22 protein-coding genes are annotated in these 23,993 nt (G+C 62.4%); 11 read left to right on the plus strand and 11 right to left on the minus strand.

Annotated elements, in window-relative coordinates:
• Nucleotides 1-134: 134 nt before the first annotated feature.
• The 6 genes from gmd (at nt 135) to AB4Z44_RS17525 (ending at nt 6,040) form a co-directional block, all read left to right on the plus strand.
• Nucleotides 135-1,196, plus strand: coding sequence for a GDP-mannose 4,6-dehydratase (gene gmd, locus AB4Z44_RS17500; protein ID WP_404710957.1), 1,062 nt, complete (start codon nt 135-137; stop codon nt 1,194-1,196).
• Nucleotides 1,186-2,148, plus strand: a complete 963-nt coding sequence (locus AB4Z44_RS17505; protein WP_404710958.1) for a GDP-L-fucose synthase family protein — start codon at nt 1,186-1,188, stop codon at nt 2,146-2,148. Before gmd ends, AB4Z44_RS17505 begins: the two co-directional genes overlap by 11 nt.
• Nucleotides 2,149-2,224: 76 nt before the next feature.
• Nucleotides 2,225-3,139, plus strand: a complete 915-nt coding sequence (locus AB4Z44_RS17510; protein WP_404710959.1) for a WcbI family polysaccharide biosynthesis putative acetyltransferase — start codon at nt 2,225-2,227, stop codon at nt 3,137-3,139.
• A gap of 170 nt (nt 3,140-3,309) precedes the next feature.
• Nucleotides 3,310-3,774 (plus strand): WcbI family polysaccharide biosynthesis putative acetyltransferase, encoded by a 465-nt coding sequence (locus AB4Z44_RS17515; RefSeq protein WP_404710960.1) that lies wholly within the window; start codon nt 3,310-3,312, stop codon nt 3,772-3,774.
• Entirely contained in the window at nt 3,771-4,283 is a 513-nt protein-coding gene (locus AB4Z44_RS17520) for a hypothetical protein (protein ID WP_404710961.1), read from the plus strand. The genes AB4Z44_RS17515 and AB4Z44_RS17520 overlap by 4 nt, the downstream gene beginning before the upstream one ends.
• Before the next feature lie 74 nt (nt 4,284-4,357).
• Entirely contained in the window at nt 4,358-6,040 is a 1,683-nt protein-coding gene (locus tag AB4Z44_RS17525) for an acyltransferase (RefSeq protein WP_404710962.1), read from the plus strand.
• Between the two features lie 17 nt (nt 6,041-6,057).
• Here the strand turns inward: AB4Z44_RS17525 and AB4Z44_RS17530 are convergent, their stop codons facing one another.
• From AB4Z44_RS17530 to AB4Z44_RS17550, 5 genes are all read right to left on the minus strand, one after another.
• Nucleotides 6,058-8,397 carry a glycosyltransferase gene (locus AB4Z44_RS17530; protein WP_404710963.1) on the minus strand — a complete coding sequence of 780 codons (2,340 nt, stop codon included), beginning with the start codon at nt 8,395-8,397 and terminating at the stop codon, nt 6,058-6,060.
• Nucleotides 8,398-8,500: 103 nt separating this feature from the next.
• Nucleotides 8,501-9,448, minus strand: a complete 948-nt coding sequence (locus tag AB4Z44_RS17535) for a phosphoglycerate dehydrogenase (protein ID WP_404710964.1) — start codon at nt 9,446-9,448, stop codon at nt 8,501-8,503.
• Nucleotides 9,449-9,450: 2 nt separating this feature from the next.
• Nucleotides 9,451-10,155, minus strand: coding sequence for an acylneuraminate cytidylyltransferase family protein (locus AB4Z44_RS17540; RefSeq protein WP_404710965.1), 705 nt, complete (start codon nt 10,153-10,155; stop codon nt 9,451-9,453).
• The gene (locus AB4Z44_RS17545) at nt 10,152-11,135 is read right to left on the minus strand and encodes a glycosyltransferase family 2 protein (RefSeq protein ID WP_404710966.1); all 984 of its coding nucleotides are present in this window, start codon (nt 11,133-11,135) and stop codon (nt 10,152-10,154) included. The genes AB4Z44_RS17540 and AB4Z44_RS17545 overlap by 4 nt, the downstream gene beginning before the upstream one ends.
• An 85-nt stretch (nt 11,136-11,220) precedes the next feature.
• Complete coding sequence (locus AB4Z44_RS17550) at nt 11,221-11,745, minus strand: hypothetical protein (protein ID WP_404710967.1); 525 nt, start codon at nt 11,743-11,745, stop codon at nt 11,221-11,223.
• Nucleotides 11,746-11,810: 65 nt separating this feature from the next.
• On the opposite strand from AB4Z44_RS17550, the gene AB4Z44_RS17555 reads away from it, so the two are divergent.
• Genes AB4Z44_RS17555 through AB4Z44_RS17565 form a run of 3 tightly spaced genes read left to right on the plus strand, consistent with a single transcriptional unit; the run spans nt 11,811 to nt 15,686 of the window.
• Nucleotides 11,811-13,925, plus strand: coding sequence for a hypothetical protein (locus AB4Z44_RS17555; protein WP_404710968.1), 2,115 nt, complete (start codon nt 11,811-11,813; stop codon nt 13,923-13,925).
• 5 nt (nt 13,926-13,930) lie between these two features.
• Complete coding sequence (locus AB4Z44_RS17560; protein ID WP_404710969.1) at nt 13,931-14,842, plus strand: hypothetical protein; 912 nt, start codon at nt 13,931-13,933, stop codon at nt 14,840-14,842.
• Nucleotides 14,843-14,849: 7 nt separating this feature from the next.
• Entirely contained in the window at nt 14,850-15,686 is an 837-nt protein-coding gene (locus AB4Z44_RS17565) for an FkbM family methyltransferase (protein WP_404710970.1), read from the plus strand.
• On the opposite strand, the gene AB4Z44_RS17570 is transcribed toward AB4Z44_RS17565, so the two are convergent.
• From AB4Z44_RS17570 to AB4Z44_RS17585, 4 genes are all read right to left on the minus strand, one after another.
• Nucleotides 15,683-16,846 (minus strand): glycosyltransferase, encoded by a 1,164-nt coding sequence (locus AB4Z44_RS17570; RefSeq protein WP_404710971.1) that lies wholly within the window; start codon nt 16,844-16,846, stop codon nt 15,683-15,685. The two genes, AB4Z44_RS17565 and AB4Z44_RS17570, sit on opposite strands and share 4 nt — an antisense overlap.
• Nucleotides 16,847-16,900: 54 nt before the next feature.
• Nucleotides 16,901-18,703 (minus strand): glycosyltransferase, encoded by a 1,803-nt coding sequence (locus tag AB4Z44_RS17575; protein ID WP_404710972.1) that lies wholly within the window; start codon nt 18,701-18,703, stop codon nt 16,901-16,903.
• An 88-nt stretch (nt 18,704-18,791) separates the two neighbouring features.
• Entirely contained in the window at nt 18,792-19,862 is a 1,071-nt protein-coding gene (locus AB4Z44_RS17580) for a glycosyltransferase (protein ID WP_404710973.1), read from the minus strand.
• A gap of 54 nt (nt 19,863-19,916) precedes the next feature.
• Complete coding sequence (locus AB4Z44_RS17585; protein WP_404710974.1) at nt 19,917-21,101, minus strand: hypothetical protein; 1,185 nt, start codon at nt 21,099-21,101, stop codon at nt 19,917-19,919.
• Nucleotides 21,102-21,282: 181 nt separating this feature from the next.
• On the opposite strand from AB4Z44_RS17585, the gene AB4Z44_RS17590 reads away from it, so the two are divergent.
• Nucleotides 21,283-21,987, plus strand: coding sequence for a hypothetical protein (locus AB4Z44_RS17590; protein ID WP_404710975.1), 705 nt, complete (start codon nt 21,283-21,285; stop codon nt 21,985-21,987).
• Nucleotides 21,988-21,992: 5 nt separating this feature from the next.
• Here AB4Z44_RS17590 and AB4Z44_RS17595 read toward each other — a convergent pair whose 3' ends face one another.
• Nucleotides 21,993-22,208, minus strand: a complete 216-nt coding sequence (locus tag AB4Z44_RS17595; RefSeq protein WP_404710976.1) for a DUF5818 domain-containing protein — start codon at nt 22,206-22,208, stop codon at nt 21,993-21,995.
• 85 nt (nt 22,209-22,293) lie between these two features.
• Complete coding sequence (locus AB4Z44_RS17600) at nt 22,294-22,746, minus strand: hypothetical protein (RefSeq protein ID WP_404710977.1); 453 nt, start codon at nt 22,744-22,746, stop codon at nt 22,294-22,296.
• 120 nt (nt 22,747-22,866) lie between these two features.
• Here AB4Z44_RS17600 and dnaN point away from each other — a divergent pair, with 120 nt between their 5' ends.
• The gene (dnaN, locus tag AB4Z44_RS17605) at nt 22,867-23,976 is read left to right on the plus strand and encodes a DNA polymerase III subunit beta (protein ID WP_404710978.1); all 1,110 of its coding nucleotides are present in this window, start codon (nt 22,867-22,869) and stop codon (nt 23,974-23,976) included.
• Nucleotides 23,977-23,993: the final 17 nt, after the last annotated feature.

A 23,993-nucleotide genomic window follows, 5' to 3' on the forward strand; every position in this document is an offset into this window, starting at 1 on the left:
CCCTTTGCCGGCTGAACCGGCGCGCGCGATGGGGGAATTCTGTGTGAAGCCAGATTGGTCGAGCGTCTTCACAATCCATTAAGGCTGATTTGCAAGAGCCCGCTCATCAGCCGCGAACGGGGGGTAGAATCGAAATGGGTAAGACAGCGCTTGTCACGGGTGCCACCGGTCAGGATGGCGCCTATCTGTGTGAGTTGCTTCTGTCGAAGGGGTACACGGTCCATGGCGTGAAGCGGCGTTCTTCGTCGTTCAACACCGGCCGCGTCGAGCATCTCTACCAGGATCCGCACGAGAGCGATCCGAAGTATATCCTCCATTTCGGCGACATGACGGACAGCACCAACCTGATCCGCATCATGCAGGAAACCAAACCGGACGAAATCTACAACCTCGCCGCGCAATCGCACGTACAGGTGAGCTTCGAGACGGCGGAATATACCGCCAACGCCGACGCAGTCGGCACGCTGCGCCTGCTTGAAGCGATCCGCATCCTCGGCATGGAGAAAAGCACCCGCTTCTACCAGGCATCGACCTCCGAACTGTACGGCCTCGTGCAGGAAGTGCCGCAGACCGAGCGGACGCCGTTCTATCCGCGCAGCCCCTACGCGGTCGCAAAAATGTATGCCTATTGGATCGTGGTAAATTACCGCGAAGCCTATGGCATGCATGCCTCGAACGGCATCCTTTTCAACCATGAGAGCCCACGCCGCGGCGAGACCTTCCTGACCCGCAAGGTGACGCGCGCCGCCGCCGCGATCCGGCTCGGCTTCCAGGACAAGCTCTATCTCGGCAACCTCAATTCACAGCGCGACTGGGGCCATGCGCGTGAGTATGTCGAGGGCATGTGGCGCATGCTGCAGCAGGACACCGCCGACGATTATGTGCTGGCGACCGGCGTCACCACGCGCATCCGCGATTTCGTGACCAAGGCGTTCGGCGAGGTCGGCTACGATCTCGAATGGGAGGGCGAAGGCGCCGACGAGAAGGGCCGCGACAAGGATACTGGCAAGATCCTGGTCGAGGTCGATCCGCGCTATTACCGCCTCACCGAGGTCGATCTGCTGATCGGCGACGCTACCAAGGCAAAGGAAAAGCTCGGCTGGGTTCCCAAGATCACCTGGCAGGAATTGTGCGGCGAAATGGTCCGCGAGGATCTGATCGCGGTCGCCAAGGAGAAGCGCGGCGATGGCTTTTGAGGTCCCGTTCAGCCTGAAGGGCAAGCGCGTCTGGGTCGCGGGGCACCGCGGCATGGTCGGCTCCGCAATCGTGCGCCGTCTGGCTTCAGAAGATTGCGAGATCCTGACGGTCGGCCGCGATCGCGCGGATTTGCGCGATCAGGCCGCGACCCGGTCATGGTTGGAAGAGACGCGGCCGGAGGTGATCTTCCTGGCCGCGGCGAAGGTAGGGGGGATCGTCGCCAACGATACGCTGCCGGCCGACTTCCTCTACGAAAACCTGATGATCGAGGCGAACATCATCGAGGGTGCGCATCGTATCGACACCGAGAAGCTGATCTTCCTCGGTTCGAGCTGCATCTACCCCAAGTTCGCGCCGCAGCCGATCCAGGAGGATGCGCTCCTTACCGGACCGCTCGAGCCCACCAACGAATGGTATGCGATCGCCAAGATCGCCGGCATCAAATTGTGCCAGGCCTATCGCCGCCAGCACGGCCGCGACTTCATATCGGGCATGCCAACCAATCTGTATGGGCTGTTCGATAATTTCGACCTGACCAGCAGCCACGTGCTGCCGGCGCTGATCCGCAAGGCCCATGAGGCGAAACTGCGCGGCGACAAGGAATTGGTGATCTGGGGCACCGGCACCCCGCGCCGCGAATTCCTCTATGCCGACGATTGCGCCGACGCGATCGTCCACCTCGCCAAGAATTATTCGGGCGACGAGCACGTCAATGTCGGCTCGGGTACCGACGTCACGATCTACGAACTGGCCGAAATCGTGAAGGACGTCGTGGGCTTCGAGGGCGAGATCGTGCGCGATCTTTCTAAGCCCGACGGCACACCGCGCAAGCTGATGAGCGGAGATCGCCTCCGTGAGCTCGGCTGGCAGCCGCAGGTCAATCTTCGCGAGGGCATCGCGCGGGCTTATGCCTGGTTCCTGGAAAACCGCGTCGAAGCCGTAGCCGCCTGATCGAGGAGCGCCGGTGCCCAGATATGTCGAGTTGCCGAAAACGCTTTTCCGTTCGCGGAAATCGGCTCCGTTTCGTGTGCTCGTCATCAGCAATTGTCAGTCCGAATATCTGGCGCCGTTTATCGAACTCGCGCTGGCGGACTGCGCATGTGATTATCTGCCGTGCCACGAAGTGAGCACTGCAGAACAACATGCGGGAATCGAACGCCATCTCGAGGAATCGAAGGAAAGCTATCAGTTGATCATCGCGATCCCGCTGGGGTCGGTATGGCGCTCGATGTCGAAGGATGCGCTGATCAGCCGCTTCGGGCGCGATCGTCTTTTCTTCATCATGAACGTCTATTTTTCGGGGACGCATCCCGACCTCACCATGGTCGGCGATATTCGCTCGCGATTGCGGACCCCAATGGGCGATCCGCATAGCCGCATCGCGCTCGGCGGATGGATGGCGGGGCTGGGTGAGGACGAAATTCTCGGCCTGTTCAATCCGGCCATGGTCGAAAAGCTGGGCTTCCTATCGCAGATCGAGCAGGCGACCGTAGAACTGCGCACGCGCGAGCAGGATTGCGATACCAAATATACCGACGAACTGGTCCATCTCGCTAAAGTCGCTTTCAGTTTTTACACGAACAACCATCCCACGCCGAACGTGCTGGCAAGTTACGTCAACCACATCCGCTATCATCTGGTCGTACGACGGCAGGCGCGATCGAGCGATTTGCCGATGAATGCGATGCTGGCCACAGAGACGCTGGCCAAATATGGCATCTGGCCGGTCTATCCCGAACTCAAGAGCGTCCTGGCCGGCAATTTCCCGGTCAGCACGCTCTTTCTTCTACCCGATACGCATCTGGGATCGGACCTGATCTCACGGGAAACCTACGTGCGGCACTCGATCGCGGTTTATGAGGAAGCCGGGCGCGAAAAGGTCGCCGGCTTCCGCCAAGCCCAGGAATGCCACACATTGGTAGCCGGAGCCTTGGCGAAATGATGCTGCACGCGACGACGCGCCGCGAATGCGGCTGGGCCCCGATCACGTCCGCCAGCCGCGCATGGATACCCCCCATCAAGGGGGGCATAGTCGCGCACGGGCATCGGCCCGCCGCCGCGTTTGCGGCGCAGCCCGCCGAACGCCTGCCTGCCTGATCGGAGCCGACCCGCATGTCTCGTCACGTCGAACTCTTTACAAGCGCTCTCTTCCGATCGCGAAGCCAGCGACCGTTCAGGACGCTCGTCATCGGCAATTGTCAGTCGCGGTATCTCGCAAGCCTGTTCGAGATCGCCTTGGCCGATTGCGCCTGCGATTATATTGCCTGCCACGAAATCACGACCGACCACCAGCGCGCGGCGATCGAAGCCTATCTCGACGAGCATCGGCACATATACCGGCTGATCCTCACCATTCCGCTCGGGCCGGAATGGCATGCGATCGGGCGCGATGCCCTGATCGCGCGGTTCGGCGCCGATCGGCTCTTCTTTCTTCTCAATCTCTATTTCAGCGGCACGCATCCGGATCAGACCGGCCTCGGCGAGTTGGGTACCCGAACGATGAGCCCGATGGGCGGCCCGCACAGCAAGGTCGCTCTGGGCGGGTGGATGGCGGGGCTGCCCCTGCCGAAATCGTGACGCTGTTCACGCCCGAGAATATGGAGAGGTTCGGCTTCTTCAGGATGTTCGAGGAGAGCGAGCGCGAGCTGCGCCACCGCGAAACGGTGTGCGACACCAATTTCACCGACCAGTTGATCCAGGTCGCGAAGACCGGTTTCAGTTTTTACACCTTCAATCACCCGACGCCCAACGTGTTCGCCTATTTTGTCGGCCATGTCCGCAACCTGCTGACCGCGCGCGGCCAGGCGCGCTCGTCCGACCTGCCCATGAACGCGATGCTGTCGACCGAGAATTTGGGCTCTTACGGCGTCTGGCCGGTCTATCCGGAACTGAAGGAAATGCTGAATCCGAACTTCCCGGTTAGCCGCCACTTCATTCTTCCCGAGGGTAGCGGCGGCGAAGTGATTTCACGCGACGTTTTCGTGCAACGGTCGATCACCATGTACGAACGCGCCGGCCGCGAGAAGATCGCGCCGCTGCGGCAGGCGATCGACGCCAAGGCGATGGTCGATCTCGTTTTGGCCTGACATCCCGGCCGATCGCGGGTGTCCGCGGCGGTGATCCGCGGATATTATCGACCATGGACCTCACAGGAGAGATCATGACGCGATTTGTTTCGACCGCGTGGGTGGAGCGCGGATCGGCCGAGTTCGAGGCCGGCGCCGCCTTGCGGGTTCACGCCACCGCACGCCGCGCCACGCCCGAACAGCCGCTGCACATCTACGTCCTTGCGGGCTACGACAAGCTCGAAGAGCCGTATCTGGCGCATCTGCGCGCGGCCCATATTCACCTGTACGACGCGACGACCGTCATGGCCGACGTGACGGAGGAATATCTGGCGCTCAACGAATTCGCCAACCCTTATAACGTCAAATGCTTCCTGCGCTGGTTCGTGATCGAACGCATGTGCCCGGGCGAACGGTTGATCCACATCGATCTGGACCTGTTTTTTCGCCCGGATCTGAACGAGGTGAGCCGGATCCTGGCCGAGTGTGAAGGTACGCTCGGCAGCCCGTGCATCACCATTGCCACCCCCGAATGGCTTCGCGTATATCGCGTGATGGTAGATCGGCTGATTTCGGATCGACCGGCGCTGGAAGCCGAACTCGATTTCGGGGGCACGACGCATCGCCGCAACATCGCCAGCGATCAGGATCTCACGCAGGCGCTCGAACGGCGCAAAGGCATATTGCCGCAAACGCTGCGCGGCATCGGAAACTGGGCCATCCTCAACAACCCGCTCTGGGGGCCGCAGGTGCTCGGCCGGCCGACGACTTACACCTCGGACGACGACTTCGGCGGCAAGCCCGTTCTGTTCTGGCATCTTCAGAACAATTTCGCGGACTATCTCGCCCGCCTCGCGCTGATCCAGACCTTCCCTTATCCGCGACAGGAGGACGCCAAGGTCCGGCTGGCCTATCCCGATTTCCATCTGTCGCGATCGCCGGAGAATCTGGCATTCTATCTGCTCAAGGTACAGGGCGGCTATGTACGGTTGCAGCAGCGCTGGCGCGACGAGACGGCAATGACGCTGCCGAACACCGGCAATCAATTCGAACTGCTTTTCACGCGCGCCTGGGTGGCCCAGGCCTTCATCGTCGAAGGCCGTTTTCGCGAAATCTTCTCGGACGATTGGTGGTGGGACGAAACCGCGTTCGTGAAAGCGAGTCCCAGCGAAATAGCGGAGAAACAGAACGAGACTGCTGCCGCCCCTACTTTGCCGGCCAACGTGTTCGTCAGCGGCGACGTGTCCGGCAACACGATCATCATCGAACCATCGGATCGGCATGTCGCGCTGGCGATCGAGGTGCGCGGCACGGGCAATACCGTGATCGTTCGGCGCGATTGCGCGCTTGAAGCGATGCTGGTCGCCTGCGGCGGCGCCCATATCGAGATTGGCGAGCAGACCGAAATGAATGGCGTGCATATCCACGCCGATGAGGGATCGCGCTGCACTATCGGCGCGCGGTGCCGCTTCTCGCGCGACGTCCGAATCCAGCTTGCCGATGCCTACCAAGTCTTCGATGCTGAAACCGGACAGCGGATCAACGCCCCTCGCCCAATCCATATCGAAGACGACGTGTGGATCGGTGAATATGTGCAAGTCTCGAAAGGCTGCATCATTGGAAGCGGCAGCGCGGTAAAGGCGGCGTCCGTCCTGGACGGCGACTATCCCGGTGGAGCCTTGATCGCGGGCAACCCGGCCAAGGTCGTTCACGCCAAGATTAAATGGAAAACCCTAGATGGAGCGGCGCGAGCGCTTTCCGATCCGCAGCATCGTTAATACCGCAGGATATTGAATCATTCCGCCGTCAGGCCAAGCACGATCCGGTAATTGGAAAACCATTCCCGCGCCGTGGCACCATACATGCTGTCCCACGGCTTAGGCCGATCAAGAAAATGAAGGATCACCGCTTCGCCGGGCGGCACGTCATCGCCGCTGCGGTCGGTCGACAGCATATAGTTGAAAGCATCGGGCAGGACGCAGGTGCGGCGGTTGAAGGCGCGGTTGAGGGCGCATTGATCGTGATAGACGAGCTCGATCGCGGGATCCTGAGCGTGGTCGATCGCCGCGTCGAGCAGAGTCAGTAGCCCCGGATCGGCAAGGTTCAGCCTTAATACCCCGCTGTTGAAATAGGGGCTTTGCAAGCCATGCAGTGCCGACGCGTAGCGGACCTCCGCCCGATCCGAATTGGCGCAGGCCATAAGCGGCTGCGGCATCGGCAGATCGAACAAGGCATCGAGTCCGGACCGGACGAGCGTATCGGCATCGATATAGAGTGCTTCGCCCTCGGTATGCCGCGCAGCCAGAAAACGCGCGAAGAAGATGCGGTAATAGGCCGACGAGGCGAGCGAGCGCCCGCCGGTGAACAGGCCGTAGCTGGTACGCAGATCCTGCTGCGACGGCACTACCGAAGCGGCGTCGACCAATTCGACCGCGATACCGAGCCGACGCGCGAGCCGCGCCACCTTGGGCCGGGCGCCGTTGATCGCGCTCCCCTCAAGCACCAATGCGAAACGCGCGCGTTGCGCCACGCGCGGGTTGTTGACGCAGAGTGAGGTCAGCGAGACGAGCGCGGGCAGTAGGTAATCCTCGTCAGCGCAATAGAAGATCGTCGGTCCGCCGTGCGCTGCAGGACCGGTTGCCGGAGCCCGCTTGATCGCGATCCGATCGAGACGTTCGGAGGCGAGCGGCACATCACCCAGCCGTCCTATGACTCCGGTGTCGCCCGCAGCGGCAAGGTCCTCCGCTAATGCCAACAACGCACGCAACGGGGCCGGTGCCAGCGGCCGCGGCAACGCTAGCAGAGCATTCAGCAGCAGAGTCTCGCGGTCCAACGCGCGCGCCGCACGCACGACGAGAGCATGGAATTCGTCGAACGAATCCTCCTCCGCCAGTCCGTCGAGCCCCGCGGCGAACACGTCACCCCATCGCCCAAGCTCGGCCAGGATGCGCATCGCCGCGCGCCGGAACAGCGGCGGATAATGGCCATCGACCACTTCGAGCGCGACCAGATCGGCGGCCTCGGCATGCATGCCGTTGAACGCCATCGCGTCGATCCGCGCGAGGCGGACATTGTCGCGCGGATCGGGCACTTCGGACAAGCGTGCCTGGTAGATCGAAAGCGCGTCGTGCCAGCGATGTTCGGCGAGCGCGGTGTTCAGTTCGACCAGCGCAAGCTCGACGCTATCGGCATCCTGCTCGCGCAGAATCTCGATGATGGCATCGCGATCGGCAAGATCGTCGCGCGCGCCCATCATATAGGCCAGGCGGACGCCGATCTCCTCGGGCACGTCGCCGAACGTATCGCGATGGCTCGCCAACAGGCGACGCGCGCCGACCGCATCTTCGCTTTCGACCGCGACATAGAGATCGAGCAACGACTGGTGTTGGATATCGAATTCGTCGCGCCAGGCGAGCAGGCTCTGCAGCAGCGCCGGCTGGCCCGATCCGGCATAATGGCGTGCGAGCAGCAGATAGGTTTCGAAATCGTCGCGGTGCGTACGCCAATGCTGGTCCAGATAGGGAAGCGCCTGCTCGACCTGGCCCTGCTCGAGCAGATGTTTGCCGACGACACGCGCGATGACCGGGGGCACGAGGCTGGATGACAGCAACTGATCGAGTGCCGCCTGGCGGATTGCCGGATCGGTGCCGCGCTCGACCAGCCGGCACAGCCCGAGCGGCTGCACCCAGCCGGTCGACCAAAGATGCTGGAGCAGGCGCGCGCCCAGTTCGGGATCATCCCAGTCCCACAGCCGGTGCGCAACCTGTTCGAGCATGCCGACATGCTGTTGCGAGAGTTGCTGGAGGCCCGCGCGCAGGATCGGCGTCACCACATTGCCCAGCATTTCGACCGGGGCATGCTGTTCCAGCAGCAACAGGATCAGCTCGTAGCGTGGCCAGATCAGATCCGGCTCTTCGGCCATGGCGGTGCGGAAATAGGCCATTGCCGCCGCGCCGTCGCGCCGGTCACGCGCGATCCGCCCCAATGCGAAGGCGGCCCAGCCTTCATAGGCACCGCGCCGGAAAAGCTCCTGATAGCCCCGTTCGGCAAATTCGAGATCGCCCGTTTCATAGGCGTGCTCGCTCGCGCGGAGGATATCGTCGTCTTTACCGGAAAGGATCTGTTCGAATGCCATGGTCCTGCCAACAAGACGTCGCCGCGCAGCGTTCGGTACAGCGATGTGCGGACCGTATCATGCTTGCGGGGCTCAAAAAGCCCGTAAACGTTGCCGGCGTAGGCTAGGCAGCGACTGGTTCCCCGACACCCAGCATCGCAAACAATTTGTCGATCGCCAGATGCGTTACCCGCACCACCGCATCGCTCGTGTTCGAACCATTATGCGATCCGAAGATGCAGCGATCGAAGGCGCGCAGCGGCGAATCCTCGGGCATCGGCTCGATCTCGAACACGTCGAGAGCGGCACTGTGAACGTGACCCGATTGCAGGCCCTCGATCAGCGCCTGCTCGTCGAACACGGGCCCGCGCGCGACATTGACGATACGCACGCCGGGCTTGGCCAGCGCCAGCGTCTCGCGGTTCAGCATCTTGCGGGTGCTGGCATTGAGCGGGCAGGTGAAGACCATGAAATCGGCCTCGCCCAGCCGCTCAGGCCAGTTCGCCGTCTCGTAAGGATGCTCGTCGCTCGGGGTGAACATCGGATCATAAGCGATGATGTTCATGTCCGACGCGGCCAGCCGGCGGCCGACATTCTTGCCGATGTCCCCCGCGCCGACCAACGCGACCGTCTTGCCCGCAAGCGAGATGCCCGATGGCTTCGGCCACGCGTGGTTCACCCGGATCTCACGATCGATCAGGAAGGTCTGCCGGGCGAGGCCGATGACGTAGCACATCGCGACGTCGGCGACTTCGCGCCCGAATACCTGCGGCGTGTGCGCGACCGGCAGGCCGAGCTGCTTGGCCGCTTCGAAATCGACCGCGTCGGTACCGACGCCCCATTTGATCAGGCCGCGCAGCTTGCCGGCGACGCCAGCGGCGAGCACCCGGGCGCTCGCAGGGTCGTCGCCCGCGATCCAGCCGTCACAGGCGGGCAGGAGCTCGATCAGTTCGTCCTCGCTCAGAACCTGGACAACCTTGGGCGCGACCAATTCGATGCCCGCATCCTCGAAACGACTGCGAAACTGATCGATCAGGACCAGCATCGGGGGGCAGGTAACGAGAACTCGCATACTCAGGCGTTCCGATCACGATAGAGGGCGACCGCCTCGGCCAGCGCCCATTCTTCGGGACCGTCGATGTCGATCGATTCGAGCTTCGGCGTTTCGAACAAGACCGGCTTCTTGCCGATGCGGGCGTTGGTGCTCGCGAAGCTTTCGGCGCTGAAGATGTAGAAGTTCGAATTCTCCTCGAACCACGGCTCCAGATCCTGCGTGCGGATCAGATTATCGGGATCGTGGTTCACCGCCGAGGCATCCTGACGGTAAAAGCGTGTCTGAATGCGGTTGACCGCGAACAGCGAGTCATGCTCGCCGGTTGCGATCGCGTCGTCATAGGCCGCCAGCGCGCGCTTGACCGTATCACCGCGCAGCAATGGGTTGGTCGTGTGCGTCATCAGGTAGCGGTCAGCCGGTACGTTCGCGATATCGTCCGCCAGCACCAGATTCATGCTGACGAAATCGCCACAAATTTCCGGCTTGCGATCGCGCACCAATACCTTGCCGGCATGGCCGTCGACCAGGCCGTTCTCGGCCAGGATCTCTCTCGCGTCAGTATTGATTACGATCAGATCAATTTCGGGGAGCGCAACCAGTTCGTCCAGCATCCACCAGAAGAGCGCCTTTTTGCCGGCCAGCTCCCGGAAATTCTTGGAGGTCACGCGGGCGCTATGCGCCTTCATCGGAAAGAGGGCGACGGTGCGCCGAGGTTCGTTGCTCACGCGGCGGCTTTAAGCTGCGCCGGGGCCGCGCGTCCAGACGGACCATGCGGCAAAATTTCGGCCGGCGCGGACGCCGCCTGCGCCCCGCGTGGGGCCGGGTAGAAATATTCCTCGCGCCGCGCCTTCGAGATTTTCCGATGAAGCGCGTTGCCCTGGTAGGTGCCCCAATATTGCATCGCGCGGAACATCACGATTTCGCGCCACGTCTTGAGCAGGCGATTCTCGCGAATCGCGACACCCAGGTCGTGGATCACGCCGCTGACGAACCAGCGCGCCGTGTCGAACAACGACACCTGTACCTCGGGCATGATGTGCTGGAGCGCGATCGCCTCGCGCTCGTAGCGGATACGCACCCGGCGCCAGGTTTCATCATGGATGTGGATCACCGGTGCTTCGGCGACATAGCCCATCGCATGCCCGGCATGGACGAGGCGCTTGGCCAGTTCCATATCCTCGAGCCCCGTGAGCATCTCGTCGAAGCGATGCTTCGCCCAAACATCGCGCGCCAGCGCCGAATTGGCATTGTTGCAGAAGATATTGCGGTTCGGGACGTTGCTGGTCGCCGGGAAGAACTTCTCGAACAACTGCTGTTCGGAAAACTTCGTGAGATCGTGCCCGATCTGGCGGCCGTAGGAGTAAGCGCAGGCCCCCTCCATCACCGGTGCGATCAGATTGTCGAGCCATTGCTCGCCGACCGGAATGCAATGGCCGCTGACGAACACCAGCACCTTGCCCCCGGCGGCCTCGCAGCCGACGTTGAGCGAACGCCCGAAGGAAAAATCCTCCTTCTTGATAAAGACGATCCGTGCCCCGTGGCGGCGCGCGATTTCGACCGTACCATCGGTCGAGCCCGAGTCCACCAGGACGACCTCATGCGAGAAACGGCCAGCCTGGCGCTTCAATTCCTCGAACACCCGCGGCAACCACTCCGCTTCGTTCAAGGTTCGAATGACGATAGTCGCGTCGACTGCTGTGCTCACGTTATGCCCCCCACAGAACACGCCCGCTCACGCTTCGCGGGTGCAGCATGGATATAATGGATTCACCCAAATGGGTAAAGAACGGTCAAACGAGACACGCGAACAAAGCGGCCGGCCCGACAGAAAAAACGCGAATCGGGTAGCATTCACAGCGAAAAGAAGGCTGCGCTGCGCTGCAGCATAGCACGCGACGGGGACAGAAGGGCAGCCTGCTACCCAATCGTGCCATAGTGGACGTCGATCCGTCGCCAATTGCCCCCCCCTCGGCATAGCTCATCCGTGAACCGGCTACCGGCGAATGGTAAACAAACCGTTCCTGCCCGACCAGTTCGAAGCTCCATGCCTCGGGGCCGATATCGATCGCAATCGCAACGACCTGCCCCTGTTCGAGCTCGACCGACACATGCGTATATTCCTCATGCCAGTCCTCACCCACCTGGTAATTCAGGATCAACTGGCCGGGATCGGTGCGGAGCGCGACCATGACGCGATCGCCCTGATCGCTGGCGAGGGCGAGATACTCCTCCCCGGTCACTTGCGCTGTCGCGACGACACGGCCAAACCCGGCGAGCGGCTGGCTAAATGACATGAGCTTGCGATGATCGACCAATCGACACCTTATCCATGCCCGCTGCGTGCGGGTGCACGGGCCACGCCCGCAATATCAGATCAGCCTTGGCTGACAATCGCAGCGCCTTGCGCGTGAATCGCGGTCCGTCGCTGATCGTCGTCGGCAACGGGCCGTCGCTGCGCGACGTGGATCCCGAGCGCTTTGCCGGGATCGATACGATCGGCATGAATGCCGCGTATCGCGCATGGGAGCGGCACGACTGGTGGCCGACTTATTATGCCTGCGCCGATCATCGCCTGGCGCTGTCCCATATCGATTTCTTCCGCGATGCCGCGGCGAGCCGGCGCTTCCGGCGGATGCTGCTTCCCGCCACGGTGCTGCATGACGCCCCGGAACTGGCGCACGATCCGGACGTCGAGTTCATAGATCAATATCTGCCCTACTGGTACGAACAACTGGGTGCGCCCGCGGGGCTCGCGCGGCGCCAAAGCCCTTTCTTCGAATCGACCCGGCCGTCGCTTGTCACGACCGGCGCGGTCAGCATCCGCTGGGGGGCGTCGCTGGGTTATGCACGGATCGGGCTGATCGGGATCGACTGCCGCTATGTCGCGCTGCCGGCATGGCAGACCGAAAGCGATACGGACCTGTCGTTGCGCATGGCCGAAACGCCGGAAGACAATCCCAACTACTTCTTCGCGGACTATCAGCGCGAGGGCGATCTGTTCAACGTGCCGCAGCCGGGCGAGCATGGCAGCAATCTTCATCTCGCCGCGATTGCGACGGTGCGCGACGATTTCCGCATTCAGCACATGCCCGTCACACTGACCAACCTGAGCGAGGGGTCGGAGTTGTCGCGCCAGGGAGCGTTGCCTTACCAGAGGCTCGACGCCTTCCTCGGCGCCAGCGGGATCGGGCTGGTCACGCTCGATCATCGGGCGCGATGGACCTTGGATCGGGCGCGCGCGCAATTGGCGGCCATGGGCAATCCGGATCTGCTGCCCACCGCGACGCCGCAAGACCATGACGCCCCGGGCCTGCTCATGCTGGTGCCGGACGAAGCCGAGGCCGGGGAGATCGCGACGCTCGATCGCTATTTTTCCGGCCACTTCCATCTACCGTACCTGTTCGATGGCCTGCGTATCGTCCGATGCGATCCAGATCTGCCGCGAGATGAGATCTTGGAACGTTACGCCGCCGATCGGGCAGGCTTCGGCCTGACGCTTGACGCACGGGCATTGCCGCTCCGTTTCGGCTGGCTTGAGGTGCTGACCGAGCTGTGCCGGACCCACGGCGGAGCGGGTGCGATCGGTTCAGCCACGCTCGTCAACCTCAGGATGCCGGATGGCGAGGCGATCGATACGGCGGCGATCGTCGACATCGGACGCCATACCGCCGAAACCCTGGACGACGTCCGCGCCGACTTTCCGGCCGCCGTGCTGGCCTTGAACGCCCTCTGGATCCGGGCGGAGGAGCCGGAGATCGAAGCCGACACGTGGCATCGTGACTGCGACCGGCTGAACATCGTCGAGCCGCCGGCGGGGCCAACAGCGGCCGATCCCTGGTTTCTCGGTGCCGGCCTGTTTGCTCGGGTCGCGATCGGGCTTGCCCCAATGGGGGGCGCGTTCCGACCGGGCGACGAGATCGATGTCGAGGTGCACTACGCCGCCGTCGGCGGATGGCTGGCGATCGAGGTCCAGGCTGCGGATACCAGCTCCACGCTGGGCAAATCCGAGCCGTTCGAAGCGCAGGGTGTCGGTCATCATTCATTCCGGATCGCGTTACCATCGCTGTCGCAGGCGCTCCGTATCCGCGTCGCACTAGCCGAACCCGCGCTGCCCGACGGCTTCGATCCGATCGTGCGGCTCGATCGGATCGCGGTCTCGCTTCTTCGCGGGGACATGCAGATCGGACGGGCACGGCTGGAACGGCTGCGCGAGAAATCGGACTTCGACAATCTCGACGCCGCTGCGATCATCGAGCATTTCGGCCAGAGCCGCGCCTTCCTCGCCAATGGCGAATCGAGCTTCCGCCATGAGATTGCCCTTTCGATCGGCTATGGCGAAACCGCGCGCTGCTCCGCGCGCTATGGCGAGGGCAACCTGATCGTCGCGCTGGGGGGACGGATGGCCGTGATCGAAAACCCGGACCCGGAAAGCGAGGCCGGGATCATCCGCGTCGTGAGCGAGTTCGCCCGTACCAGCGCCGCTGCGCAGGATTGATGGCGATGCGCTACCAGCCTCTCCTCGAATGGCCCGACGCCGGGGCACAGGCCTTCCATATCGTCCGATCGGGCCTCGACGGCGATCTTCCGGGCGAACTGCGTGAGACGGCCGAACGCGGCAATCACCTGCTGGCGGTCATGCCCGCTGGCCGCGCGCCTCTCCAACTCCGCGCGCAACTCGGCAGCATCGGCAGCGATCGGATCGCGATCCTCGCATTGTCGCTGAGCGGCGCGGTGCTGGCGAGCGCGCGGTTCGACCTCGGGCGGATCGAAACCATGAGCGCGGCGGATTGCGACGCCGAATGCCGATCGACCGAAGGCGGTGTCGAGATCGACGTCGCCTTCGCCGCCGCCGCCCAGCCTCGCTTCCTGGCCATCGCACTGCTGCGCGATGGCGCGCTCGCTTATGAGGGCGACCCTGCGCGAGGGATCGGGCTGCATATGATCGCGATCGGATATGATGCGACCGAGGCTCCGGCCGAACCGGCGCCAACCGAACAAGCGCCCGCACCTGCGATAGAGCCGCCCACCGCTACCACAGCGCCCGATCGGGCGTTCCACGCGCTAAGCCAATGGCTGGATCTGGTGCGCGGCGAGGCCGGTCATAGCTATGCCTGGCGCTCCGGACAGCGGCGTCGTGGCGCGCTCGTGCTGGTCCGTGAGGCTCACACCGTTCAGCTTCGCATCGAAAGCGTTTCGGCTGCCGACGACGGCGTCGAACTGCGCGTGCCGGCCGGTTCGTGCGGTTTCGAAGCGGTCGTCGCGACCTTGACCCACCAACTCGAACAATCGGTCGACGTTCTCGACGATGGCGAAACGCGTGCAATGGCTCGCTCCGCCATCGCCGATCTCGACCGCTTCGTTGCGCCTCTCTTCTCCGATAGCGCCGAGGCGATGCTCGTGGCCGAGAGGTAAAGCCCCAATGGCGAAGGACAAGGAGGAAAAGCGCAAACCAAAGGGTGGCGGCGGACCGCCGCCCGAGCGCGAGGATGTGCTGGCCATCTGGCACGCACTCGGCATGTCGCGCACGGGCGAGCCGCTCGATCCCGACTGGCTTCGTTTCATGGCGTTCGCGCTTCCACAGGCACGTCGATCGCACGCGCAGCTATTCCAGGATCTATGGGTGATCTGGGAGACAGGACATCTGGAAGGCGGCTGCTTCGTCGAGTTCGGCGCCTGCGACGGCGTATTCCTGAGCAACAGCCTGTTGCTCGAACGCGCCTTCGCTTGGCGAGGCGTCGTGGCTGAGCCCAATCCGGTCTATCACGAGGCGCTCGCGGCGAACCGCCATTGCGTGGTGGACACGCGCTGCGTCTGGTCGCGATCGGGCGCGACCGCGAAGTTCCGTGCGGTCAAGGAACCCGAATATTCGGCGATGGCCGATGTCGATCCCGACGATCATCATGAGCGAGCGGGTCGGCGTGATCGCTTCGAGCTGGTCGAGGTCGAGACGGTCTCGCTCGTCGACCTCCTCGTCGAGGCAAAACTGCCCAAAAGGATCGACTATCTCTCGCTGGACACCGAGGGATCCGAATATGAGATTCTCGAGACGTTCGATTTCGACGCGTTCGATGTCCGGCTGATCACGGTCGAGCATAATTATACGAAACGCCGGGGCGACATTGAGGCTTTGCTGGTGCGCAAGGGCTTTCGCCGCCGCTTCCCCGGGATGACGCGCTGGGATGATTGGTATGTCTCGGAACGGCTGCCGACACCCGAGCCAGCGAAACGGAGCGGGAAGCGCGCGAAGCGCGCCTAATCGGTGATGAATCGGACCAGGTCAGCCCAGCTGTTGCCGGCAAGATAGCCTTCGCGGAAAGCGCCGATATTGGCGCGCAGCGCCGCATGATCGGCGGCTGCAGCATGGATTGCGGCAATGATTCCCTCGACGCTTTCCTCGGCCACCCTGCCGACGCCATGCCGGGTGACCAGATCGGCTAGCCAGGTTCCGGCAATCACGACCACTGGGGTCGAGAGCAGAAGCGCATCGATCAGCAGGCCTGAGGTGCGCTCCCTGAACTCACCGCCATAGGGAAGCACGATCAGATCGGCGTCGGCGAGCAGCGCGCGAAATGCCGCGTCATCAAGCATGCCGCCCACCACCTCGACCCCCGCGCGCTGCAAGTCCGCAATCGATCCGAGCAAGCCAGGCGGCGTACTGGGGCGGGCGAGCGCGCGCACGGCGCAGGCATAAGATTGCGACGTCCCGGTCTGGAGACGGATCGCGACATCGGCCGTAAGCGCAAACCCTTTCTCCTCACGCATCCCGCCGGGAAACAATATCCGCAAGGGGGCATGCGTCGGGGTTCCGACAGGCACCGGCGGCGGCAATTCCTGATCGCCGAACGTGGTGCTGGGATGCGGCGTGACCGGCAATTGCACCCCGAAACGGGCCGCAAATCGGGCAGCGAATTGCTCGCTGGGGGCCGACATCCTGAGGTGCGGATGGTGATTGGCGACGAAGCCTCGCCAGCCGGCGTAATAATCGTCCGAAGTGAAATCGAAGAAGGGCGTGTAGAACAGATTGACCAAAAAGCGGTGCCGATCGAAACCGTCGAGGACGTTCGATATGCATTGGGCGTGTTCGAGGCTGCCGACATAGAGAAACCAGCGAAACTCGCGTCCGTCGACAGCGTCCCTGCGGCGCAATTGTTCGCTGAGCTCGGCTTCGAATCCGGTCAGATCGGCGACCGCCGCGCCCATCGGGCATTTGCCGATCGCCCACGAATGGCGTGAAAGCGCCGGCTGGAGGCGGAAAGACAGATCGAGATCGAACGGGTCGCACGCCGCGTGGCCCAGCACCGAAAAACTCAATCCCTGCCGGGTCGCGGCGAGGGCCAGTCGCGAATCATAGGCAAGATAATGACCGAAATGATCGATCGCATCGGGATCGATCATCACCAGTTCGGTGAGCGACATCGTCTGTTCCGATCGACGGTGCCGCGGGAGGATGCCCGCGGCAACCGCAGCCTATCATAGCAGAACGAGGCTCACAGCCTTGATCTTGAGGCCGATCGCGGCGTCCTGCCCCTTCGCCTCCGCCAGCAAGCTCCCTTCGTAGACCATCCCGGTATTGCGCGCGGTCAGGTAGACTGAAACCTGTTGCGGCTTGTCGCTGGTCTGGAGCAGCGCCACCGTTTGGAAGCTGAACGGGCCGTCCGGCACCCATTCACGCAGGCATAGATAGACGTTTTTCAATGCCTTCGGATCGGTAACGGTGAGATCGATCTGCAGCCTGAGCGTCTGGCCGGCCGCGCAACCGACGAAGTCGGTCAGCCGGAAGCCGAAAAAATTGCCTCCGTCCGCCGGTCCGGTCGCCCGCGCGATGATCGTCCCGCCGGTTTCCTTGACCTCGCACGAGGTGGTATTTTCCGGATGGACCGGCACCGTAAACTTCGGCTGGGCCACCACAGAGCCGGTCTTCGTTCCCGTCTCCACTTTTTCTTTCTGCCCCGGCTTGGCCGAATCCTTCGGCTTGATCTTCACGGTTATGGGTTGTTCTGGGAGCGATGCCAATACCGGAGATGTACAGCAATTTATCAGCTGATTCCATGAATTCTGCGAGAGATAGGCCATTGCCGCCGCCGGCAGGCGGCTGCGATACCGCTTGCGATCGGCGTTGAACAAGCGAATCGCGCGCTGAATCTCGGCAGTCGACATGTTGTTCGTAACGATGCCGACATCGAGCGCTTCGCAGACCGAGGCGAGCCAAGTGCCGCGACGCACGATCGGTACCACGCCCGACAACAGGCAATCGACCAGCACGCCGCTGGTGCGGAACGAGAACATGTCGGCTTCGTAGGGGATCACCGCGACATGCGCGGCATCGAAATATTTGAGCCACGGCTCGTCCTCGATGAAACCCTCGATGAAGGTCGCATCCTTGCGCTTGCCGAAATGATTGCCGTGCTTCTTCTTGAGCTCGCCGTTGGAATCGCGGAACACGAACGAGGTGTTGGGCAGCGTTTCGCCGATCAGCCAGCCGATGAAACGATCGACCGCCTGGCCGCCCTTGCCATCCGAACCGAGCGCCGGGAACAGTACCTTGAGGTCGCCGCCATCCTTGGGAAGGAACGCGCTCCTGACCAGCCGGTCGGCGGAGACGAAATCATCCGCCAGCGGCCACGGATTCGGGATCGCTTCGAAATGCAGCCCGGCACCCTTGTCGATCATCGTCTGTTCGACAAACGAGCAGGCGAGATATTCGACATGCGGCACGAACTTGATCGCGCCGAGCGTGGCGAACGTCTCATCGACCCGCGGATCGAGATAATTGTAGAAGCCATTGACGACGTAGACGATGTTTTCGATCGGGCGCTGCCGCGCCAGCTCGACCGCCTGTCGCGCGCTGCCGCAATAGACGAACACCACGAAGATCGGATCCTCGATCGGTCCTTGCCAGTTTGCCAGCGCCTCGGACACTTCGGTCTGGAACAGCTTTATCGCCTCGACCGGCTGTTCGCGCGCCGCGCGCTGCGCCAGCGCATAGAAACCCGAGGGCTGCGAGAAAGCCGGGATGATATTCTCGCTCGCCGCCCATTTCTTGCTCGCGAGCGAGATGTAGGGATAGCCGGCACGATTGGCCGTCACCCGCATCCGCTCTTCGTACAACCGATAATGGCCGATCGCCGATTGGAGATCGGGGTTGGCCGAAACGAAGACGAGCCGGCCGCCCTTGCTCGACGGATAAGGCGTGCTGCCATAATCCGCAGTGAATTCGGTCAGCGGCTCGCGCCGGGCGTAGGAGAAAAAATCGCGGCCCGCATCGTCGCTCACGGGCATCCGCCGCACGGTGGCCCTGGACGACCCGGCGCTGGTAAGTTTCAACAAAGGAAGCCCCCTTCTTTATCGGCGCCTGGCCGGCTCAGACGTTTGCCCGCAGCATATATTTGAAAAAATCGAGATATTCGGTAGCGACGAGATCCCACAACCGCTCGCGGCGGACCGCCACCGGCGGATATTTGGAATTCACCACCACCCGCGCCGCCGAAAGATCGTCGTTGCGCATATAGGTCGCGTTCGTGCCGGCGATCTCCACATATGGTTCGATCTTGCTGACGATCGGCCACGTGCCCGACGCCAGCGCCTGTAGCAGCGGCAGGCCGAACCCCTCATATTTGGAGGCCGAGACGAAATAGGCCAATTCGAGCATCAGCTTGTGCATCTCCACGTCGCTCGGCTGCGGCACGATCTGGAACATGGCCGCATATTCGTCGCGAAAGGCATTGAGTTCGGCATCCGCCGCCTCGCCGCCTGCGATCACGACATTGTAGTCGGCCTTCATCGCGTCCTTGAACAACGGGTAGAGCACCGGGAAATTCTTGTAGAGCCCGCGCGACCCGACATGGAGCATCTGGCGCTTCTTCTTCGGCAAAGGCCCCTTCACGGGCTCATTGCCGTGGTAGATTACACGATCGACCGCCGCCGGCCGACCGTAAAGCTCATGATAACGCTCGCGCGAATAGCGCGTGATAAAGATCAGGCCGGTGGCATGCGCCGCCGCCAGCCGCTTCAAGTGAAGCACATGCGCGGTGGTCGGGCGCAGGCGGAACAGATCGAGATCCTCATGCGCGAAATCGTGGAATACCACCGCATAGGGCAGATCCTTGAGCAAGGGTTCGCCATAATAGGTGTTGACCAGCAGATCGTAGGATTTGCCCGCGGCGAGAACCTCCTTCTCGCGCAGCTTCTCCGCCTCTTCTCCGGCATGATTGGAGCTGTCCGATGGCGGCACCGAGAGGCTGATCGTCGAGAAACGTGGCGAGAAGGACTTCACCGCCGCGGAGAGGTGAACATTGCTCTCGCCGTTGGGATAGAGCGCAAGCGTGATGTCATGGCCCATCGCGTCGAACTGCCGCAGGAGCTCGGTCCAGACCTTCGAAACGCCGCCCTTGCGCTGCAGCGAGAAGGTCCGACCATCGACTAATATTTTCATTACCCAACCCCCTTGGGTGTCAACAAAAGCTCTGGTTTTCGCGTCACTTCCGCGTCAAGCGAGCGATTTGTAAAATGTCGTGGTGCCCGATCGCACCGCGATGCCTTTCGTCTTGGCTATCTCGAGCCGCAGTCCGATTTGCCGATCGACCGTATCGTTATAATCGACGAAGTCGCGGTCCGCGAAGAACGCTGGATGGATCCCGGAAACTGATGCCATCTCTTCGGTATATTGGAATTCGCCGGCATGCGCCCAGAAGGACTTATCCTTCGGGCCGCGACCGGTGAAACCATGCATCTGGACCCGATCGGACAAGCTGAACGCCAATGGGAGCATGAAATTATTGACCACGCTCTCGCCGGGGAAAAAGCGGAAATCCTTCTCGTAATCGAAGCCGAATTCGGTCCGTCCCGCGGGCATGGCGAGCACGCGATCGGTCAGTTCCGGATATTTGTGAAGCAGGAAGACCGCGAACTTGTCGAACGTGAAGAACAGCGCGTCCGGATTGTAGGCCATGTACTGCAGCAGATCGGACAGGAAGCGGAATGCATATTTGGTGCAGCTGAAGTGGAAATGCGCATCCGATCCGATCACGATGGCGGGCCGGTTCTCGCTCATGAAGGCGCGCGATTTCAGGATCGAATTGCAGATGATGTTGCAATCGCCGGCATAGCTCTTGCCGATCGTCTCGGCGAGCGACGGTCCGGTACCGAAGATGTTGACGGTCTTGCCTTTGCCGATCCTAGCCTTGGCCGCGACGTACCGTTGCCGCGAGGCTTCGACGAGCGGCTTGGTGTCGCCCCCCGTCAACCAGAACAGCAAGCTCGTCTTATAGAAAGCGTCCTGCCGGTCCACGTCGGGCGCGCCGACAAAGTAATAATGCCCGGCACCCTTTTCGGCGCCTTTGACCTTGACTGTGCCGGTCAACGGCACTGCTTCCAGCTTGTCGCCGTCCGCCAGCATCTGTTCGGTGACGAGATAGAGATCGACCTTCTCGTTGGCGAGAAAGGCGGCGCTGTCGCCGCATTCGACGACCTTGACCCTGTCCCAATGCTGCATTGCAGCCGGCGAGAAAAGCAGGGCATCGGGATTCCAGGCGGGCCTCGACGGCGCCTTGGCCGATTTCGGCCGGGCACGAACCGGCAATATCACTTCGGAAAAGATGCCCCCGAAAAACCATCCGTGCATAGCGCGATGCGCCGAAACGCTATCGACATCCGCCACCGGCGGCCACACCATTGCCCGCATATTTTTCGACCACCCCCAGCCTGTTCGTCGGGAACTCGTAGGAAGCCCCCCACCCGAGTCAATCGCCTCCCACCGCAAAAATGGTGCACTGCAAACAAATCTATCGGTTGTAAGATTGTTGTCGCGATAGCGTGTGAAGAGTTACCATTTATTAACCATTGTGGGGTAACCAATGTCGGCGCACAAATTGATCGACAAGAAGCGCGCTAATATTGACGCTGTGCTACCGAATTGCGCAGGCGATATCGTCGAGGTCGGGACTGCGCGTCCTGCGCCTGGGCTCCCATACGGCGAAAGCTCCACTCATGATTTGAATCGGTTGGCGATCGCGCTTGGGCGGCGCTTCACGTCGATCGACCTCGCGCCCGAACGCGGGGAACTTGTCGAGCCGCCGGCCCTGTTCATTCAGGGCGACGGTACCGCGGTAATGATGGCATGGCAGGCACCGATCTTCCTACTTTATCTCGATAATTTCGACGTGATCAATGATCCCGTTCACGAAGAGAATTTGCGCGGCCGGATCGGGGATTTCTACGAGCGCCACGATTTGAGGCTTACCAACCAGCAATCGGCCTATGCGCATTTTGCCCAAGCGCGCGCGGCATTGCCGAAAGTCTCGCTCAATGGCTTCATCTGCCTGGACGACACGATTTTCGATTATTGGCGCAATCGCTGGTGGGGTAAGGGCGCGATGGCGGTTCCTTATCTGCTGGGAATGGGTTGCGTCATCATCGCTCTGGGTGATCGTGGCGTGCTGCTACAGAAGGTGACGCCGAACGAACTGATGCCAGCCTCGATCCACCCGGAAAAGCTGCTCGATGACGCGTCATTCGCCGAATTGCCCATGAGCATGGAGTTCCCGAGACAACGCCAATAGGGCGCTCATATCGGTCCGATCGCATCGACCTCGATCAGTTCGGCCGCGAAGCGCCGCCCCGAAAGTTGGACGGGGCCGTTGACCAGATGGTGCGGGATCGCATCGAGTTCGAGCCAGGTTTCGCTGCCGTCTGCGCGCCGCAACGCGTAGCAGCCCGCTTTCTCGATCAGATGCCCCCGCTCACTGCAGGGTGTCGGCTTGGGACTTGGACGCTGCATCATTGGATCGCTCCCGAGTTTCCCCAGTGCCATCCCCTCCGGACGCGAATGCTAGCGTCTCTCTCGAGGCGTGTCGATATTTACCATTTTACGGAAGACAGCCAATGATCGCCGCGTCGATAGCGCTCGGTGCGCCGGCCAGGGGATAATCGTCGCGGAAGCGCCGGCCGCGCATATCGACGCCCAGGACGCGCAACCGATCGGCGCGGCGCATCGCAGCGATGATCCGCGCATCTTCCCGCGCGTCGGCCCCGCCCGATCCCATCAGCGCGAATCTGCGCTCGCCGATTTCCAGCCTTAAAGGTGTCCCAGGTCGCGGGGGCCTGCTCGTCGCGACATAGAAGCGCGGCGCTCCGCCGCCGCGCGCCCGCGTGATCGCGACGAAAGGCCGATCGCGGCTTGGCCTGCCGCCGGTCGGTTCAGCCATTGCGAAACACCGCCCCGGCGGCTCGCGAAACGCGCCCCATCGATCGAACTGGCCGAGGGCGGTACGGCCCTGGACCGACGGCGCGGCACCAAGCCCGGCCAGCAGAATGAGCATCGCGCACCGCATGCCGCGACCGTTCCCCAGCCACACTCGCTTGGCAAGGCGGCAAAAGCGCTGGCGGCGGCGGCCCGCAGCGCTATAACATTCCTCCAACGCGGTTTTGGGGCAGGATTAATGAAGGCGACGATCGAACGGGCGACCCTCTTGAAGAGCCTGGGCCATGTCCAATCGGTGGTCGAGCGGCGGAACACCATTCCGATCCTGTCCAACGTGCTGATCGAGGCGACGGCGGACGGGCTGCGGCTGATGGCGACCGACCTCGATCTCCAGATCGTCGAGACGATTGCGGCGCAGGTCGAGACGACCGGCGCCACCACCGTTTCGGCACACACCTTGTTCGATATCGCGCGCAAGCTGCCCGAGGGATCGCAGGTTTCGCTGACCGCATCCGACGGCAAGATGCAGGTCGTCGCCGGGCGCGCGCGCTTCAATCTGCAGACGCTGCCGCGCGAGGATTTCCCGGTGATCGCCGAGGGCGAACTGCCGACGCGGTTCGATCTGCCCGCCGAGACGCTCAAGCAGATCATCGACAAGACGCGCTTCGCCATCTCGACCGAGGAGACGCGTTATTATCTGAACGGCATCTTCCTCCACGTCTCGGACGATGCGACCCCGGTGCTGAAGGCCGCCGCCACCGACGGCCACCGCCTCGCCCGCGTCACCGTGCCGCGCCCCGATGGCGCCGAAGGTATGCCCGATGTTATCATCCCGCGGAAATGCGTCGGCGAGCTGCGCAAATTGCTCGACGAGGTGGATGGTTCGGTCGATGTCTCCTTGTCGCCGACCAAAGTCCGCTTCGGAATGGGCACCGCGATCCTGACCTCGAAGCTGATCGACGGCACCTTCCCCGATTATTCGCGCGTCATCCCGACCGCGAACGACAAATTGCTCAAGATCGATCCGCGCAGCTTCGAAGAGGGCGTCGATCGCGTCGCCACCATCGCCAGCGAGAAAACCCGTGCGGTGAAGATGAGCCTCGATCGCGACAAGATCACGCTTTCCGTGACCAGCCCGGAGAACGGGACCGCGGCGGAGGAGGTTCCGGGCGACTATACCGCGCTGCCCTTCGATATCGGCTTCAACGCCCGCTATCTTCTCGACATCCTTGGCCAAATCGATGGCGACACGGTCGAGGTCCACCTGGCGGACGCCGCGGCGCCGACCCTGATCCGCGAGAATGACAAGGCCGCGGCGCTGTATGTACTGATGCCGATGCGGGTGTGACCGACCGGATCGAAGTG

This window comes from Sphingomonas sp. MMS24-J13, from assembly GCF_044905095.1.
In the GTDB taxonomy this organism is placed as follows: Bacteria; Pseudomonadota; Alphaproteobacteria; order Sphingomonadales; family Sphingomonadaceae; genus Sphingomonas_I.

Coding starts and splice junctions, on each gene's coding strand:
- AB4Z44_RS17590 (WP_404710975.1), top strand. CDS start 21,283: ATGTCGGCGCACAAATTGATCGACAAGAAGCGCGCTAATATTGACGCT.
- dnaN (WP_404710978.1), top strand. CDS start 22,867: ATGAAGGCGACGATCGAACGGGCGACCCTCTTGAAGAGCCTGGGCCAT.
- AB4Z44_RS17505 (WP_404710958.1), top strand. CDS start 1,186: ATGGCTTTTGAGGTCCCGTTCAGCCTGAAGGGCAAGCGCGTCTGGGTC.
- AB4Z44_RS17530 (WP_404710963.1), bottom strand. CDS start 8,397: ATGGCATTCGAACAGATCCTTTCCGGTAAAGACGACGATATCCTCCGC.
- AB4Z44_RS17595 (WP_404710976.1), bottom strand. CDS start 22,208: ATGATGCAGCGTCCAAGTCCCAAGCCGACACCCTGCAGTGAGCGGGGG.
- AB4Z44_RS17535 (WP_404710964.1), bottom strand. CDS start 9,448: ATGCGAGTTCTCGTTACCTGCCCCCCGATGCTGGTCCTGATCGATCAG.
- AB4Z44_RS17565 (WP_404710970.1), top strand. CDS start 14,850: ATGGCGAAGGACAAGGAGGAAAAGCGCAAACCAAAGGGTGGCGGCGGA.
- AB4Z44_RS17570 (WP_404710971.1), bottom strand. CDS start 16,846: ATGTCGCTCACCGAACTGGTGATGATCGATCCCGATGCGATCGATCAT.
- AB4Z44_RS17525 (WP_404710962.1), top strand. CDS start 4,358: ATGACGCGATTTGTTTCGACCGCGTGGGTGGAGCGCGGATCGGCCGAG.
- gmd (WP_404710957.1), top strand. CDS start 135: ATGGGTAAGACAGCGCTTGTCACGGGTGCCACCGGTCAGGATGGCGCC.
- AB4Z44_RS17560 (WP_404710969.1), top strand. CDS start 13,931: ATGCGCTACCAGCCTCTCCTCGAATGGCCCGACGCCGGGGCACAGGCC.
- AB4Z44_RS17600 (WP_404710977.1), bottom strand. CDS start 22,746: ATGCTCATTCTGCTGGCCGGGCTTGGTGCCGCGCCGTCGGTCCAGGGC.
- AB4Z44_RS17585 (WP_404710974.1), bottom strand. CDS start 21,101: ATGGTGTGGCCGCCGGTGGCGGATGTCGATAGCGTTTCGGCGCATCGC.
- AB4Z44_RS17515 (WP_404710960.1), top strand. CDS start 3,310: ATGTCTCGTCACGTCGAACTCTTTACAAGCGCTCTCTTCCGATCGCGA.
- AB4Z44_RS17580 (WP_404710973.1), bottom strand. CDS start 19,862: ATGAAAATATTAGTCGATGGTCGGACCTTCTCGCTGCAGCGCAAGGGC.